Origin of the sequence: Pyxidicoccus caerfyrddinensis, from assembly GCF_010894405.1 — a bacterium.
Lineage (GTDB): Bacteria > Myxococcota > Myxococcia > Myxococcales > Myxococcaceae > Myxococcus > Myxococcus caerfyrddinensis.
Genome location: NZ_JAAIYA010000017.1, coordinates 63,532 through 79,795 on the forward strand (window position 1 = coordinate 63,532; position 16,264 = coordinate 79,795).

At 71.0% G+C, this 16,264-nt stretch carries 8 protein-coding genes; all 8 read left to right on the plus strand.

What is annotated here, in order from left to right:
* Positions 1–8 precede the first annotated feature (8 nt).
* The 8 genes from G4D86_RS33750 to G4D86_RS33785 all read left to right on the plus strand — a co-directional run bounded on the left by G4D86_RS33750 (position 9) and on the right by G4D86_RS33785 (position 16,242).
* The gene (locus G4D86_RS33750) at positions 9–2,504 is read left to right on the plus strand and encodes a vWA domain-containing protein (protein WP_163998225.1); all 2,496 of its coding nucleotides are present in this window, start codon (positions 9–11) and stop codon (positions 2,502–2,504) included.
* Positions 2,497–4,623, plus strand: a complete 2,127-nt coding sequence (locus G4D86_RS33755; RefSeq protein ID WP_163998226.1) for a hypothetical protein — start codon at positions 2,497–2,499, stop codon at positions 4,621–4,623. The genes G4D86_RS33750 and G4D86_RS33755 overlap by 8 nt, the downstream gene beginning before the upstream one ends.
* Before the next feature lie 14 nt (positions 4,624–4,637).
* Complete coding sequence (locus G4D86_RS33760) at positions 4,638–6,692, plus strand: ATP-binding protein (protein WP_163998227.1); 2,055 nt, start codon at positions 4,638–4,640, stop codon at positions 6,690–6,692.
* A gap of 12 nt (positions 6,693–6,704) precedes the next feature.
* On the plus strand, positions 6,705–10,106 hold the full coding sequence (locus G4D86_RS33765) for a phage tail protein (protein WP_163998228.1): 3,402 nt from the start codon (positions 6,705–6,707) through the stop codon (positions 10,104–10,106).
* A 3-nt stretch (positions 10,107–10,109) separates the two neighbouring features.
* Positions 10,110–10,895, plus strand: a complete 786-nt coding sequence (locus tag G4D86_RS33770) for a hypothetical protein (protein WP_163998229.1) — start codon at positions 10,110–10,112, stop codon at positions 10,893–10,895.
* The gene (locus tag G4D86_RS33775) at positions 10,892–13,456 is read left to right on the plus strand and encodes a glycosyltransferase (protein ID WP_163998230.1); all 2,565 of its coding nucleotides are present in this window, start codon (positions 10,892–10,894) and stop codon (positions 13,454–13,456) included. Before G4D86_RS33770 ends, G4D86_RS33775 begins: the two co-directional genes overlap by 4 nt.
* An 8-nt stretch (positions 13,457–13,464) precedes the next feature.
* Positions 13,465–14,229, plus strand: a complete 765-nt coding sequence (locus tag G4D86_RS33780; protein WP_163998231.1) for a glycosyltransferase family 32 protein — start codon at positions 13,465–13,467, stop codon at positions 14,227–14,229.
* A 189-nt stretch (positions 14,230–14,418) separates the two neighbouring features.
* A complete protein-coding gene (locus G4D86_RS33785) occupies positions 14,419–16,242 on the plus strand; it encodes a tetratricopeptide repeat protein (protein WP_163998232.1) in 1,824 nt (607 codons plus the stop codon).
* Positions 16,243–16,264: the final 22 nt, after the last annotated feature.

The window sequence follows — 16,264 nt, forward strand, 5'->3', positions numbered from 1 at the left end:
GAGAACCCATGTTCCACGTGCTGAAACGAGCAGCCGCCTCCGCCGCGCTCGCCATCCTCACCCTGCTGGCTCCGGCGGCGGTCCGCGCCGAGCGCTTCGTCCTGCCCGCCACCGGTATCAAGCCGCCCATCGCCGAGGTGCGGGGGTACTTCGAGTTCAACGCCGTCATCAACCCCGGCGCGGGGGTGAGCATCACCGTCAACGGCGTCGCGGTCCCGCTGAGTGACATTGGAGCCCCCGTCGAGGTCGACGTCGGCGGCGACAACGTGCTGTTCGTGAAGCGCGAGGGGAACTCGGCCCTGCTCCTGATGGAGACCAAGAGCCAGCTCGCCCCCGGCGGCACCTTCTGCGACAAGTCCGCCAGCGCCGGCGCGAAGAACTACGACATCACGCTCAACGGGCTGCCCGTGGTGGCGCGCTACGGCGTGGTGGGGCTGGCGGCCACGTTCATCGACGACCCGGGCGGCGTGGGGACCATCGCCTTCTGCTCTTGCGCCTCGCGGCGCGTGCCGGGCGTGGTGTTCACCCAGCCGTTCCCCGCGCCGGCCCTGGACATGGGGCGGCTCCCGCTCGACGTCATCATGGTGCTGGACCAGTCCGGCAGCATGGAGCTGTCGGTGGGTCCGGGCTCGACGGTGCGGCGCATCGACGCGATGAAGGCGGCGGTGGACGAGTTCATCAACACCTGGTCCGCGGAGAGCTCCGGGGCGGCGACCCAGGCGGGCATGGGGCTCACGAATGACCGGCTGGGCCTCATCTACTTCTCCAACACGGCCCCCGAGGCCCCCGCCTTCAACGAGCCATTCCTCCGCGAGCGCGGCGTGGCGACCACGGATGGCGGGTCCACCAACTGGAATATCTTCAAGAACGACCTGCCTGGCCGCCAGCCGCTGGGCTCCACCGCCATGGGCCAGGGCCTGCTGAATGCGTACTCGGAGCGGAGCCCGCGCCAGCTGAGCAACACCACCGTGGTGCTGATGACGGACGGCATGCAGAACGTCAACCCGCAGGTGGTCATCGACGCGGACGGCGGCGTGTCCTCGGGGATGCTGGTCATCGGTAGCCCCTCGGGAGAGAAGTTCATGGCCGGCGAGTGCACGCCGGTGCTCGCGGTGTCCGTGGGCACCGTCACGTCGCCCTGGGTGGAGACCATGCAGCGCATCTCCGCGGAGACGTCGGGCGCGCACGTGCTGTCGGTGGACGGCGGCCTGCCGGATGCCTTCGCGGACCAGCTGGTGGCGGCGCTCAAGGGCAACACGCTGTCCGCGCTGCTGAAGTCGTCGGGGACGCTGGCCGCGGGCCAGGCGACGGTTTCCGAGGAGGTCTTCCTGGACGGCACGGTCGAGTTCGCGCTGGTGACGCTCGGCTGGCTGGGCGCGCCGCCCCGCCAGTCGCTGGAGCTGCGCATCACCAACCCTGACGGGGTGGTGGTGACGCCGACGTTCCGCGCCAATGGCATCGCGCACACGGTGCAGCGCGTGGACCTGCCGAAGAGCGGCAAGCCGGGCAAGTGGAAGCTGGAGGCGGTGCGCAAGGGCACGGACGTCGCCATGCCCTTCCGCTTCCGCGTGGTGGCCGAGGAGAAGCACCTCGACTTCCGCTTCAACATACCGGGCGTGAAGCATGCCGCGGGCACGGCGCTGGACCTGCTGGCGGATGTGACGTGGGACGGCGAGCCGGTGAAGGACATGAACGGAGGAGAGCTGCGGGTGCGGGTGGAGCAGCCGGTGGCGGCGCTCGGCACGCTCTTGCACAAGGCACCGATGCCCGGAGTGGAGCAGCCGGGGACGAAGGAGCCGCTGCCCGGGTACCAGCTCAAGGTGGACGGCCTGCAGAAGGACCCGAAATACCGCGATCAGATGGGGCAGAAGCTCGATGGGACCGTCCTGAAGCTGAAGGACCAGGGCGACGGGCGGTATGCGCTCAAGTACACCGACACGAAGACGCCGGGCCTCTACCGCTTCTACGTGGAGCTGGAGATGAAGAGCCCGGAGGGTGAGCCCATCCTCCGCACGGAGACGGTGGAGACCACCATTGACGTGGTGCCGGACGGCAACCTGTCCGAGGTGAAGAGCGAGCAGACGGGAGCAGGCGACTTCGTGCTGCGCTTCACCCCGGTGGACGGCGCGGGCAACTTCATGGGCCCGGGCTACGACGACCAGATCACCGTGCGGCTGGACGGCAAGGGAATGGTGAAGAGCGTCGGCACGCCGGACGTGAATGGCACCTACCAGGTGCAGCTGACCGGCGTGGACAAGAACACGCCCATCCACGTCATCGTCGCGGGGACGCCCATTGCCGAGGGTACCGTGGGTGAGCCGAAGCCGGTGACGGCCAGGCAGCCGCCCAAGCCCGGAGCCGACGGAGGGACGGAGCCGGGGCCGGGGCCGAACCCCGGACCGTGCGGCTGCCGGCGCACGTCCTCGGCCGGGACGATGGGGCTGATGTTGCTCGGAGTGCTGGGGCTCGTCTCCCGACGGAGGAACCGCCGGAACGATGAGTGAGGGGGCGCGGGTGGGACGGACGGTCATCGGGAAGCTGCGGCTGCGCGGAGCGGACTTGGAGCCGCTCTCCGCGCGGCTGCGGCTGGAGTCCCTGTTGAGCGGCGCCCACCTCGTGCCCGTAGGACTGCCGCCCTCGGCCACCGTGTGCATCCGCCGGTTGATGGACCCGAAGCCGGGGGTGCTGCCGGTGAGGCAACACGCGCTGCGCCCTCCGGCGGCGTGGGATGAGGCGGTGGTCTCCCTGCTGGAGGCCCAGGTGGCGAGGGCGGCACGGCCCGCGTTGGGAGCCGTGCCGCCCGGCGCGGAGGCCGTGCTGTTCGCGGACCCCTCGGAGCTGCTGGCGTGCCTGGCCAGTGACGTCAGCCGGGGCAGCGCGCTGGCGCACTGGTGGTGGCGCGGGCTGTTCCCCAGCGTGGACCTGGCGCGCACGTTGGTCGCCGAGTGGCTGCGCCAACCCGAGTACGTGCCCGCCGCGCTGGAGACCGCCGTGCGCCGGCGCGAAGCGAGGCCCGTGCTGGCGCTGTTCACCGAGGACGAAGCGCGCACCGTGCTGGCGCAGGTGGCCCGGGTCCACGGGCTGACGGAGCTGGCGCGGGTGCGGACGGTGGAGGAGGAGCCCACGCGGAAGGCGGAGGCCTCCGGTGCGGGGCGGGAGGTGCAAGCGGAAGAGGCGCCAGGAGTCGTGGCCGCCGAGGCTCCGTGGACGCCGTGGGTTCCGGAGGTCCGCACGCTGGGGCTCGGTGAAGCCCGGGAGGCGCTGCTGGGCGTGGCGATGATGCTGCGCCGGGCTCCCGAGGAGACGCGGCGACCGTCGTTCGCTCCGGCCGTGGTGGCGTGGCGGAAGGGTCAGACGCGGCCGGCGGAGGCTTCGGACCTTCGACCGCGTCCTGCTCCGGCCACCTCAACCCTGGAGGTCCAGGCTGTTGCCATGGACCTTCGAATCCCTGGGGCGGAGCAGAGCGTCGTCACGGGAGATTCTTCAGGACCAGTGGGCGCGGCAGATGGGGGGATTCAGGTGGGTGACGGCGGCGTGGCTCAGGGCTCCGCGGGTGCTGACCTCGAGATGGCCGGGGGTGAGGTCCCGGTGGTCGTGGTGGAGGATGCGTCCCCTGCTCCCTCTTCGACGGAGGCACCGGCCGCGGTGCGCGATGAGCGGCACGAGCCGGTGGGCCTGGCGGTGGCGGATGAAACGCCGGTGGTCGCCGCGCCTCCCGCGCCTCCGCACGTGGCTTCCGCGCCGCCCCGGGTCTTCGAGCCGCCTCCCGGACGTGCGTGGGGTCTGCCCATCCCCACCGGACTGGGCGGTCTGTTCTACCTCGTCAACCTGGCTCTCTTCCTGGAACTGTACGGGGACTTCTCGCGGCCCGCGCACCCCCACCTGCCGCTGTCCCTCTGGGACTTCGTCACGCTGCTGGGGCGCAGACTGCTCGTGGACCCGCGCCCCGGTGACCCGGTGTGGAAGGTGCTGGCCCTGCTCTCCGGCCGCAAGCCAGGGGACGCTCCCGGTCACGCCTTCGAGCCGCCGGATGCGTGGCGCGTGCCCGAGGAGTGGCTGCACGCATTCCGCACCGAGGAGACGCAGGTGTGGACGTGGTCGGCCCAGGGTGGCCGACTGCGCGTGCTGCACCCGGCGGGCTTCGTCGTGGTGGATGTGCCCCGCGAAGACGACGACGCGGAGGCGCAGGTCCAGCGAGAGGTGGAGCCCTACCTTCCGCGTCCCCCTGCTCCACTGAGCCGCGGCATGGCGGCGACCTCCGCGCGAGAGCACGCGCCGGGTGGGTCGGCAACCGCTGCCGCCGAGCCGCGCTTCACGCTGGCCTCCGGCGAGGTGCCACCTCCGGGCGGAGCGGAGGCCGCGCCCCTGGAGCGGTGGCTCGCGTGGCTGGTGCCCTACTCCCGCGCCCGGCTGGTCCGCGCGCTGGGCCTGACTTCGGACGATGCGCTCGAGCTGGAGGGAACGCTGTTTTCACACGATGCCCGGCTCCACGTCTCAGAGAGTCATGTGGACGTGGTCCTTGCCCTGTCCCAGCTCCCGCTGGCGGTGCGCATCGCGGGGCTGGACCGCGACATCGGGTGGCTCCCGTCCGCCGGGCGCCATCTCACCTTCCACTTCGAGTGAGCCCGACACGCGCCATGTCCGACATCCCGAACGGCTCCGAACCCGTCGAACACTTCAAGCTCTACTTCTTCGCCGCGGCCACGCGGGTGCTGGCCCACGGCGCGCGCACCTTCGGAAGCGAGAGCGCCCTGCTGTCGCGCTTCCCCTTCCTGGAGTCGTACCGCGAGGAGCTCACCGGGCTGGGCATCGGCGCGCTCGAGAGCGAGGACGGCCCCGGCCACTGGCCCGGTGCGCTGGCCGCGTGGGAGTCCGACGTGTCCGGCCACCTGCCCATGCGCGCGCTGCGCCAGGCGGCCGGGCTGGACCATGAGGCGCTGACACTGCTGCTCGCGGTGGGCATGGTGGAAGAGGACGCGCGCTTCGGCACCTTCTTCGCGGCGCTCCAGGGCACGCCCACGCTGCACCGCCCCACCCTGGGCCTGCTCAACGCGGCCTGGCGCGGCGAGGACGACCGGGGCGAGGTGCGCGCGCACCTGCGCCGGCTGATGGACCTGGGCCTCGTCGAGGTGTCGGACCGCGACGCCCCCCGCTCCGAGTGGGCCCTCCACGTCCCCGGCGCCGTCTGGGACGCGCTGCGAGGCGAGGCCCCCGAGCGCCCCACCCCCTGGATGAAGCACCACGCGCTCGCAAAGCTGGAGCGCGACGAGCCGCTCATCATCCCGGAGCCGCTGCGCGACGCACTGGAGCGGCTGCCGGCACTGCTAGGCTCGACGGAGGTCCGCGCGCTGGTAGTCAGGGGCCCCCGCCACAACGGGCGGCGCACGCTGCTGCGCTCGGTGGCCCGCGCCATGGGCCGGGGCGTGCTGGAGGTGGAGGGACCGCAGAAGGGAGACGACGCGCGGTGGCGCATGGTGGGCCCGCTGGCCACGCTGCTGCACGCGCTGCCGGTGGCGGTGCTGGAGCCCGCCCCCGGTGAAGCCGCCGAGGTGCCGGAGCTGACGGGCCTGGACGGGCCGCTAGGCGTGGTGCTCGGGCGGCTGGGCGGCGTCTCCGGCGACGGCGTGGACCGCGCGCTCACCCTCGCGGTGGACATGCCTGGCCCGGAGGAGCGGGCCCTGCACTGGAGGCGGGGACTGGCGGGCCGGCCCTGCGCCTGTGTGAATGAGCTGAGCACCTCCTTCCGCCTCACCCGGGGCCACGTGCGCCGCGCGGCGCGGCTGGCGCAGGCCCACGCGGCGCTCGCCGGCCGCGCGGAGGTGGAGCCCAACGACGTGCGCGAGGCCACGCGCGCGCTCAACCGGCAGGCCCTGGACACGCTGGCCGTGCGGCTCACCACGCAGGGCGACTGGGGCCAGCTCTCCGTGGCCAGCGAGACGATGCGCGAGCTGCGCCTGTTGGAGACGCGCTGCCGGGGCCGCGAGCGCATGGGCGAGGCCGTGGGCGGCGCGCTGGCGAAGCAGCTCACTCCGGGCGTGCGCGCCCTCTTCCAGGGCCCCAGCGGCACCGGGAAGACGCTGGCCGCGCGCCTCGTCGCCGCGGCGCTGGGGCTGGACGTGTACCGGGTGGAGCTGTCCTCGGTGGTGAACAAGTACATCGGCGAGACGGAGAAGAACCTCGCCCGCATCTTCGCGCTCGCAGAGGAGCTGGACGTGGTGCTGCTCTTCGACGAGGGCGACGCGCTCTTCGCGAAGCGCACCGGCGTGGGCTCGTCCACGGACCGGTACGCGAACCTGGAGACGAACTACCTCCTGCAGCGCATCGAGTCCTACGAGGGCATCCTCATCGTCACCACCAACGCGGCGGACGCCATCGACACCGCCTTCCAGCGACGCATGGACGTGGTGGTGGACTTCCGCGCGCCGGACCCGTCCGAGCGCTGGACGCTGTGGCAGCTCCACCTGCCCGCCGCGCACGGGGTGGACGCGGGACTCTTGCGCGAGGTCGCCGCGCGCTGCCAGCTCAGCGGCGGGCAGATTCGCAACGCGGTGCTGCACGCGTCGCTGCTGGCGATGGAGGACGGCGGGACACTGGGCTCGTCACACCTGGAGGCCGGCGTCCTGCGCGAGTACCGCAAGGCCGGCGATGTCTGTCCCCTGCGCCGGCCCGGCGCCACCTCCCTGCGGGGCTGAGAGCCGCCACCCATGCCTGCCGCCCGAGCCGCCGCACGAGGTCCCTCCCGCGCTCCCGCGCGCGGTGGGGCCGGTGCGCGTGCCGGGGGCGGCGCCACCACGGCCGCGGCACCGGGCGGCGCGGCGGTGAAGGTGGGCGGCGACGCGGAGAAGGACCCGCGCTTCCGCAAGGTCATCGAGCAGCTGGAGAAGAGCTCGAAGAAGACGAAGCAGCACCCGCCCGCCGCGCAGAAGGCCTCCGAGGCCCAGGCCGCCGCCGTGTCCCCGCCCTCCGAGCGGACCGCCGGCGCCAAGGCCAATCAAGTGGACGCCATGAAGTCGGCGGAGGCGCCCAAGGCAGAGCCCAGCGGTTTCCTCGCGTTGCTGCGCGAGGAAATCGAAAAGGTGATGCCGAAGAACCTGGATGACGCCGACAAGTTCATGGAGGGCAACGAGACGGCCCAGGTGAAGGGCGCCGTCTCCGGAGGCGTGAAGGAGCAGAAGGACACGGCGGCGGGCCCCACCGAGCAGGCCTCCGCCGCGCCCCCGGACACGGGCTCCGTCCCCGCCCGCCAGTCCGCGCCACTGCCCGAGGAGCCCGCCGTGGCGCCTCCGCCCGTCAACGGCGCGGACGCCATGCCCGCGCCGAAGCCCGCCGCCGAGGTGCAGGCGCTGGGCAAGCCCAAGCAGGACGCCGACCAGCAGATGAAGGAGGCGGAGCTGACGCCGGAGCGGCTCAAGAAGGCGAACGACCCACGCTTCTCCGCCGTGATGTCGCAGAAGACGAACGTGGACAAGGTCGCCACCGTGGCGCCCGGGAAGTACGTGTCCAGCGAGACGGCCACGCTGGGGCAGGCCAAGGGCAAGGCGTCCGGAGACGCGAAGTCCGGCGTGGCGCAGATGGGCGGCGTGAAGGTCTCCGGCAACACCAAGGTCAAGGCGCGGCAGTTGCTGGCCAAGCAGCGCGACGAGGCGCGCCGCAAGGAGGTCAGCGACCACATCGAGAAGCTGTACCAGACGACGAAGCAGCGGGTGGACACGAAGCTGTCCACGCTCGAAGCGGACGTGATGCGCCTGTTCGACCTGGGCGCGGAGGCGGCCCTGGCGGACATGAAGTCGTACGCCAACCGCGAGATCGACAAGTTCAAGGACGACCGCTACAGCGGCCTCCGCGGCAAGGCGCGCTGGCTCGCGGACCTGTTCCGCCCCGTGCCCGAGGGCATCAAGGTCATCCTCGGTCAGGCGCGCACGCGCTTCGCCGCGAAGATGGACGCGCTGGCCGTGCGCATCTCCACCATGGTGGACACGCGGCTCGCGGACGCGAAGGCGGAGGTCGACAAGGGCCAGGGCGCCATCAAGGCGTACGTGGACAGCCTGCCCAAGGACCTGCAGGCGGTGGGGCGCGAAGCGCAGCAGGCGATGAGCGACCGCTTCGAGGAGCTGCGCAGCGGCATCGACTCGAAGAAGAACGACCTCGCCCAGAAGCTGGCGCAGAAATACAAGGAGGCGCACGACAAGGCGGACTCGGCGCTCAAGAAGCTGGAGGAGGAGAACGCCGGCGCGCTGAAGAAGCTGGCGGACGCCATCGGCGAGGTCATCAAGATCCTCACCGAGTTCAAGGACAAGCTGATGGCCGTGCTCCGCAAGGGGCTGGAGACCATCAAGCTCATCCTCGCGGACCCCATCGGCTTCCTGGGCAACCTGCTCGCGGCAATCAAGCAGGGCTTCACCCAGTTCGTCGGCAACATCTGGACGCACCTGAAGAAGGGCTTCATGACGTGGCTGTTCGGCTCGCTGGCCGAGGCCGGCATCCAGGTGCCGAGCGACCTCAACGTCTGGTCCATCCTCAAGCTCGTCCTCGACGTGCTCGGGCTGACCTACGCGTGGATGCGCAGCGAGGCCGTGAAGCTGATGGGCGAGCGCAACGTGGCGCTCCTCGAGAAGCTCGTCGAGTACATCACCATCACCATCAAGGGCGGCCCGCAGGCGCTCTGGGAGAAGCTGAAGGAGGACCTCTCCAACCTGAAGGAGATGGTCATCGACGCCATCCAGAACTGGCTCATCGAGACCATCGTCAAGCAGGCCGTCACGAAGATCCTTTCGATGTTCAACCCGGCCGGCGCCATCGTCCAGGCCATCATCGCCATCTACAACGTGGTGATGTGGGTCATCGAGAACGCCTCGCGCATCGTCGCGCTCATCGAGGCGGTGGTGAACTCGGTGCACGCCATCGCCACGGGCGCCATCGGCGGCGCGGCGAATTGGATCGAGAACGCGCTGGCGAACCTGATTCCCATCGTCATCGCGTTCCTCGCGCGGCTCATCGGCCTGGGCGGCATCTCCAAGAAGATTCGCGACTTCATCACCAAGGTGCAGACGAAGGTCCGCGCCGCCGTCATTGGCTGGCTGAAGAAGGCGTGGGCGTACGTCAAGAAGCTGTTCGGCGGCGGTGGCAAGGGCAAGCCGGACGACAAGCGGACGGCCGCGGAGAAGCAGCGCGACCTGGACGCGGCGGTGCGCGAGGCCAAGGAACTGGGGACGGCCAAGCGCCTGCGGCGGCAGATGGGCGCGCTGAAGACGAAGTACCGGCTCACCTCGCTGGAGGGCACGGAGAAGGAGGGCGTCCTCTCCGTCAAGGCCAGCATCAACCCGGAGTCCACCTTCGAGGTCGCGGACGACCACTGGGTGGTGAAGATGGTGCGCACGCAGATCGAGGCGGATGTGCGCGCCCTGCCCGGCTCCGCGAAGGAGGCACAGGTCAGGACGATCATCGACAATGCCGTGAAGGTCATCAAGACGAAGGCCCCCAAGGCCTACGTCGAGGACGGGCCGACCGGCGAGTTCGGGGAGATTCCCGTCCTCGTCGTCCTGCCCGGCGAGAAGGTGCCACTCGGAGCGGTGTGGAACCCGACGAAGCTCTACGAGGAGATTGGGAACCCGAGCGGCGGCTCGCAGAAGCTCTTCAGGGCGCGGTCCAACAAGCAGCTGTACGTCCACGACGCGAAGAAGCAGTTCGTCCCGCGCTACATCATCCGCAACATCACGGAGGAGGACCTGAAGGCGATGAATCTCTCCTCCACGGGCGAGGTGCGCGGCCCCATCACTCCGACGGGTCCGAAGGCGAGGACGACGCCCGTCGAGCACGTCATGGGCAAGAAGCCCTCGCCATTCATCTCCGCCACCCGCGCGCCTGGCGGTGACATCACCAACCCCCAGGGTGAGACCTTCGTCTCCCCGTCGGGCAAGGTGAGAATCGACCTGACGTTCATCGACCCGAAGGCCATCCTCGACCTGAGCACCCGCGTGGGTCAGGACGAGTGGAACTTCACCAACCAGAAGACGGACATCGGCAAGCAGGCCCTCGCCGACGTCAAGAGGACCCAGGAAGTGTTGATCAAGGGCACCATTCCCGCGAAGGCCCTCACCCGGATCTGACCCATGAGCGCCTCCCTCTCCCTCTACTGGCAGCCTCCGTTCCCGGACATGTCGCCCGAGCTCACCCGGGCCATGAGTTCCCTCACGGGCGCGGGCGTCCCCACCGCCGAGCAGCAGCGAGCCTTCGCGCTCCTGCTGGCGAGCGAGCTTCCGGCGGCCCAGGGCATCGCCTTCGACCAGTTCTTCCTGGCCGAGGCGCAGACCCGCTTCGGCACGCCCAACCCCTTCAAGGCCTGGGCGGAGGAGCTGCGCCGTAAGGCGCGCGCACAGCTTTCGGCCCCGCCCGTTCCCGGCATCACCGCGTCTGGAAGCCCCATCACCGCGGCCAACCACGCCAGCGCGCTCGGCGTGCTGATGCACCTGGGCGGCGCGGAGGACCTGGAGACCCTCCAGGCCGCGCTCGACACTTCCACGGATGCCAACGTCCTCATGGGCGCGGTGCTCGCCGCGGGGAGCTGCGCGGAGCGCGCGTCCGAGGTCTCCCCGAGACTCCTGAAGCGGCTGGCGGAGCTCGTGCTGGACGCGGCGCTGCCGGAGGACGTGCGCAGCGCCGCCGTGGGCGCGGTGGACGGTGTTCCGGGGCCGGCGGCGGAGGAAGCGCTGGTGACGCTGGCTTCGCGTGCACCCCTGCCCTTCTCCGCGGATGCGGCCCTCCGGCTGGGCGGACGAGACCTGCGCAGGCACCGGCCCCTGCTCGCGCGCCTGGGGGCGGAGTGGCCCGAGGACGCCGGCTATCCCGTCACCGACGTGCGCGAGTTGCTGGAGGAGCCAGAGGAGGAGTCACCGTGAGAAACATCCATGCCTGCCTCGTCCATGAGAACCGGGACTGCGTCATCGACCTGGTGCGCAACCTCCATCACCTGGACCCGGACTCGCGCATCCTGCTCTACAACGGCGGCCGCGACGCGGACCTGCTCCAGGGCTTCCCGTTCGAGAAGTACAACGCCGTCGTCCACCCCACTCCGAAGCCGATGAAGTGGGGCTGGCTGCACGACTTCGCGCTCGACTGCTTCCGCTACGCGCTGGCGAATGAGCCCTTCGACGCGATGACCATCGTCGACTCGGACCAGCTCGGGCTGCGGCCGGGCTACTCCGCGTTCCTCGGTGACTTCCTCGCGGCGAACCCCGGCGCGGGCCTGCTGGGCAACGTGCAGACGCCCCGCAGCCCGAGCAACCGCGCCGCCCCCGCCGTCAACGCCCGCCGCGAGCTGGACCTGTGGCGGCCCTTCCTGCGCAAGTTCCCCCAGGGCGAGGCCCAGTTCGTCCACTGGACCTTCTGGCCCTCCACCGTCTTCACCGCGGACGCCGCGAGAGACCTGGTGAAGCTGTGGGACGGGGACTCGCAGCTGCACGACATCCTCCGGCGCTCGCGCATCTGGGCCACGGAGGAGGTGCTCTTCCCCACCCTCGTCGCGCTCATGGGCCACAAGCTCCTCACCAGCCCGTGCAACTACGAGCTGGTGCGCTACCGCGTGCGGTACACGCCCGCGCAGCTCGACTCGACGATGGCCCACCCGGGCGGCTTCTGGGCGCACCCCATCCCCCGCCGCTTCGACGACCCGCTGCGCGCCCACGTGCGCTCGCGGTACCTGGACTACGAGGGCACGTCGCGGGTGGCGCGGAGCGTGGCCCCGGTGGAGGCCCCGGCGTTGGCGGCCGAGGTGCCCGCGAATGGCGACAGCGACGCGCCGAAGCTGCTCCTCACGTGGCCCATCCTCTCTGAGATGCGCAAGGTGGAGGGCTGGCTGACCGACGAAGAGGCGGACCTGCTCATCGCCGCGTCGTCCCGCGCGCTGTCGTCGCAGCCGGAGCCCTACGCCGTGGTGGAGGTGGGCAGCTTCTGCGGGAAGGCCACCGTCATCCTGGGCCGCGTGGCCGAGTCGCTCGGCTCTCCCGCGCCCATCCACGCCATCGACCCGGGGGACGGCGTGGTGGGCTCGCGCGACGGCGGGCTCCAGCACCTGGGCCCGACGCGCGACAAGCTCCAGAAGACGCTGCAACAGTCCGGGCTCGCGTCGCGCGTGCACGTCCACTTCGGGTCCGCGCCTGGCGTGCCATGGAGCAAGCCCATCGGATTCCTCCTCGTGGACGGACTGCACGACTACGCCAGCGTCTCCGCCGACTTCCGGCACCTGGAGCCGTGGCTCGCCGCCGGAGGGCTCGCCGCGTTCCACGACTGCGCGGACTACTTCCCGGGCGTGAAGCGCTTCGTGCAGGAGCTGCTGCGCAGCGGCAGGTTCCGGCGCGTGCACATGGCGGGCTCCCTCGTCGTGCTGGAGAAGGTGGCCACGGCGGAGCAGGCGGATGCGGCGGCCGCGCCTCCGCCCACGCACGACGACGGGGCCACGACGGATGCGGTGGCCGTCCGCCCCACCGTGGAGGCGGTGACGGCACCGCCGGGTGACAGCGGGGCCTCCGCGGGCGAAGTCTCCGCACCGCCCGTTGAGGGGCCTCCGTCGGGCGATGGCCTGGCCGCCGCGGACGAAGCCTCCGCACCGTCTGTCGCGGAGCCACCGACTCCTCCCCCACCGGGCGACCGCGTTGACGCCGTGAGCGTCAGCGCCAACGAGACTCCCGCGCCCGCCCTCCCGGTCCGCGCTCGCGTCGTGCCGCCTCCAGGGAAGGAGGGCACGCAGGTCTCCTGCATCATGCCCACGTTCAACCGGCGCCGCTTCGTGCCGCTCGCCGTGCGCTGGTTCCTCGCACAGGACTGGGAGCACCGGGAGCTCATCGTCGTGGACGACGGCACCGAGCCCGTGCGCGACCTGCTGCCCGACGATTCGCGCATCCGCTACGTGCGACTGGACCGTCGCCACTCGCTGGGCGCCAAGCGCAACCTCGCGTGCCAGGCGGCGCGCGGTGACATCATCGTCCACTGGGACGACGACGACTGGTCCGCGCCGACGCGCCTCACCTACCAGGTGTCGTCCCTGCTCCGGGCGAGCGCGAGCGCATGCGGGCTCACCCGCGTCTACTATCACCAGCCCACGACAGGCCGCTCCTGGCAGTACGTGTACCCCGCCGGCCAGCGCCCCTGGGTGTCCGGCAACACGCTCTGCTACACGCGGGACTCCTGGCGCCGCAATCCGTTCCCCGACATCAACGTCGGCGAGGACGCGCGCTTCCTCTGGAGCGACCCGTCCCGGAAGCTCCTCGTGCTGGACGACCCGTCCTTCTTCGTCGCCTGCGTGCACGACGCCAACATCGACCCGAAGCGCGTCCACCACCGCTTCTGGCATGCACACCCCACCGACGCCATCCGCGCGCTCATGGGGGACGACGCCTTCTCCACCCTCCGAAACGCCGCCCTCCCCGCTGAACCGCGCCCGCTCGCCGCGGGAGCGCCCTGAGGCCCGCCATGACTCCCGCCCTCACCTTCATCTTCCACGACCACATCATCCGTCCCAGCCTGGTCGCCGCCGTGCGCTCGGCCATTGCCCACAACAAGAGCGCCGTCGTCCGCGTCTACTGCAACCCGGAGAGCATCCCCCGCTACCAGCCGCTGCTGCCCAAGGTCCACTTCGAGGACCTGACGCAGTACTTCGGCGCGCTGCAGACCACGCGGATGGACGTGGCCGCACGTCGCATGCGCGCCCTCGCGCTGCACCAGCATGGCGGTTGGTACCTGGACTCCTTCGACACGCTCACCCTGCGCACGCTGCCAGCGGTGGAGCGCTTCACCATCGGTGAAGAGTGCTGGGACGCGCACCGCCGCTGCGCCGGCGTCTGTGCCAGCCCTCCGGGAGACCCGTTCGCCGAGGCCTGGCTCACCGCGATGAAGGCCATCCCCGACGCGCAGTGGGACCACTGGACGGACCAGAACATCGCCAACCGCGTCATCGACTCGCGCCGCTTCCGCGTGGACCAGTTGTTCACCGGCCTCCTCAACTGGGCCTCAGAAACAGGCTTCGAGGGCGAGCTCAAGCTCTCCGAGGACCAGGTGGAATGGCTCGTCGACCATGCCTGGGTCGTCCACTACTACGGCCGCGGCGCTCGGGGCGTTCCGTACCGGGAGATGGACCTCACCGCACTGCGTCGAGCCCGCAACCTCGACGGGTGGATTCCCCGGCTCATCCTCCACTACAGCAAGGGCGTGCCCGAGGCGTCCCAGCAGCCCGCGTGAGCCGGCCGTCAACCGTTGGACGCCCTCGTACAGGGGGGTGGGATTTCTGTTGTGGGGTGGATTGCTCGGTTTCTCGGACGATGTGAGGATGGAGTTCCCCTCCGAGGAGCCGACCGTGAGCTGTCCCCCCGTCGTTTCCACGCCGAATGCTCCCGCTGTCCACCCCGCCGCTGAAGTAGGGCATTGCCCATGAGGACGCGCGCGCTGGCGGTCTCCGTCGCGGGCGGTGTTCCCTCCGTCCTTCCCTCGCAAGCGCTGGAGGTCGACGCGGGCGTGGCCCTGCCCGTGGCCTTCGGTGGGGTGCGGAAGGTGTTGCGCGCCTGTGAGGAAGCGGCGCCGGAAGTGGTGGGCGCCCTCGCACGGGCGCACCCGTCGGAGTGGAACCGCCTCTTCCCCGGCTCCATCCTCGGCGTGCCCGACTTGAGCGACCTGGCGCTGACGCCCTCCGAGCGCCGGCTGCATCGCGAGTCCGAGCAGATGTTCTGGGTGCTCAACGTGGCGGCGAAGGCCATCGTCGAGACGCTTCGCGCGAGCGGCCGCCCGCTGGTGTTGCACGGCGCGGGCGAGTGCGACCTGGTCAGCCTGCGCGCGGTGATGCGCGCCGCCGAGTGGAGCCGCCTGGAGGGACTGGACGGGACGCTGCTGCTCACCGGGTGGAGCGTGCGCCGGCCGCACGGCGCGGTGGGCTTCGAGTCCCGCCGCCAGGCCTACCTGGATTCGCTGTGTGACCGCATGCGCGCCCCGCGCGCCACGGGGCCGGGGCTGGTGTCCTCGCGCGTGATTGAGCCCGCGGTGGACCTGGAGGGGCGCTACCTCCAGCTCGTGGTGGACGGCTCGCAGTCGCGCGAGGTCCGCGTGGCCGCGGCCATCCTCGCCATCCGCAGCTGCTTCTTCACCACCAACTACGAAGGCGCGATGCTGGCCGCGGAGCTGGGGCTGGCGCTGCTGGACGACGGCCCGGACGCGTCGCTGCCCGGACGCGTCGCCGACGCGTGGGACTCGCTGGACACGGGCTTCACCACGCCGGCCATCGAGATTGACCGGAGCAGCCTGGGCGACGTGGAGGAGCTGCGCGCGCTGCTCTTGCGCTGCATGGGCGTGGTGCACGTGTTCACCGGCTCGCACGACGCGGCCATGGAGGCCTTCGGCCGCGGGCTGGAGTGCCGCATTCCGCCGGAGCTGGTGTCGCGGCTGCACATGTTCCGCGCGCTCACCCTCACCAAGCGCTTCGGGCAGCTGCCCAACGCGCGCGTCGAGGTGGAGGCGGGCCTGGCCGCGCTGGAGCGGAGCACGGCGCCGGACCGCGCGCTGCAGGAGGGCTGGCTGCGCAACGTGTGCGCGCTCACCTGGTTCCAGGAGCGCAAGCTGGACAAGGCGGTGGTGGAGGAGAAGCTCGCCATGCGCTGCGTGGGGGACTTGCACGACGCCAGCGCCACGCACCTGAAAATCAACCTCATCTCCAACGCCAGCTACCTGCAGGAGACGGCGCGGCAGTTCGGGGATGCCATCGCCACGTGGCGGCGCTTCGAGAAGATCAGCGAGCGCTGGGGCGCCAACTTCGCCAAGCACCACCGCTACCGGCTAGCCGGGCTGGAGCTGGGCGCGGGCGAGCGCGACGCCGCAGTGGCCCACTTCACCGAGGCGTACGCCAATGCGGACGAGCTCGGGGACTCCTTCCACCGGCAGGTCATCGCCGCGGAGCTGGGGCGGCTGTTCCTGGACGAGCAGCAGCCCGCCGCGGCCGTGGAGTGGTTCGCCCGCGCGGAGGAGCACGCCCGCGCCGTGGGAGACCCGCTGAAGGTGGCGGAGAGCCTCGCGGGCCTCGCGGTGGCCGGCGGCCACACCGACTGGACGGAGGCCCTGCGCTGCGCCCAGGCCAGCACCACGTGGCCGAAGCAGACGGAAGTGCTCGTGGAGGCGCTCACGCGCGGGGACGCGAAGTCCGTGCAGGCCGCGTTGCCCCGCGCGCGGACGAAGCTCAACCGCCCGTTCGATGCGGTGCAGTTGTACTGAATCGTCCCGGACTCACGGGGGC

Bases quoted from the DNA above. Each gene is read 5' to 3' on its own strand.
- G4D86_RS33750 (WP_163998225.1), top strand. From the start codon at position 9: ATGTTCCACGTGCTGAAACGAGCAGCCGCCTCCGCCGCGCTCGCCATC.
- G4D86_RS33770 (WP_163998229.1), top strand. From the start codon at position 10,110: ATGAGCGCCTCCCTCTCCCTCTACTGGCAGCCTCCGTTCCCGGACATG.
- G4D86_RS33780 (WP_163998231.1), top strand. From the start codon at position 13,465: ATGACTCCCGCCCTCACCTTCATCTTCCACGACCACATCATCCGTCCC.
- G4D86_RS33760 (WP_163998227.1), top strand. From the start codon at position 4,638: ATGTCCGACATCCCGAACGGCTCCGAACCCGTCGAACACTTCAAGCTC.
- G4D86_RS33785 (WP_163998232.1), top strand. From the start codon at position 14,419: ATGAGGACGCGCGCGCTGGCGGTCTCCGTCGCGGGCGGTGTTCCCTCC.
- G4D86_RS33765 (WP_163998228.1), top strand. From the start codon at position 6,705: ATGCCTGCCGCCCGAGCCGCCGCACGAGGTCCCTCCCGCGCTCCCGCG.
- G4D86_RS33755 (WP_163998226.1), top strand. From the start codon at position 2,497: ATGAGTGAGGGGGCGCGGGTGGGACGGACGGTCATCGGGAAGCTGCGG.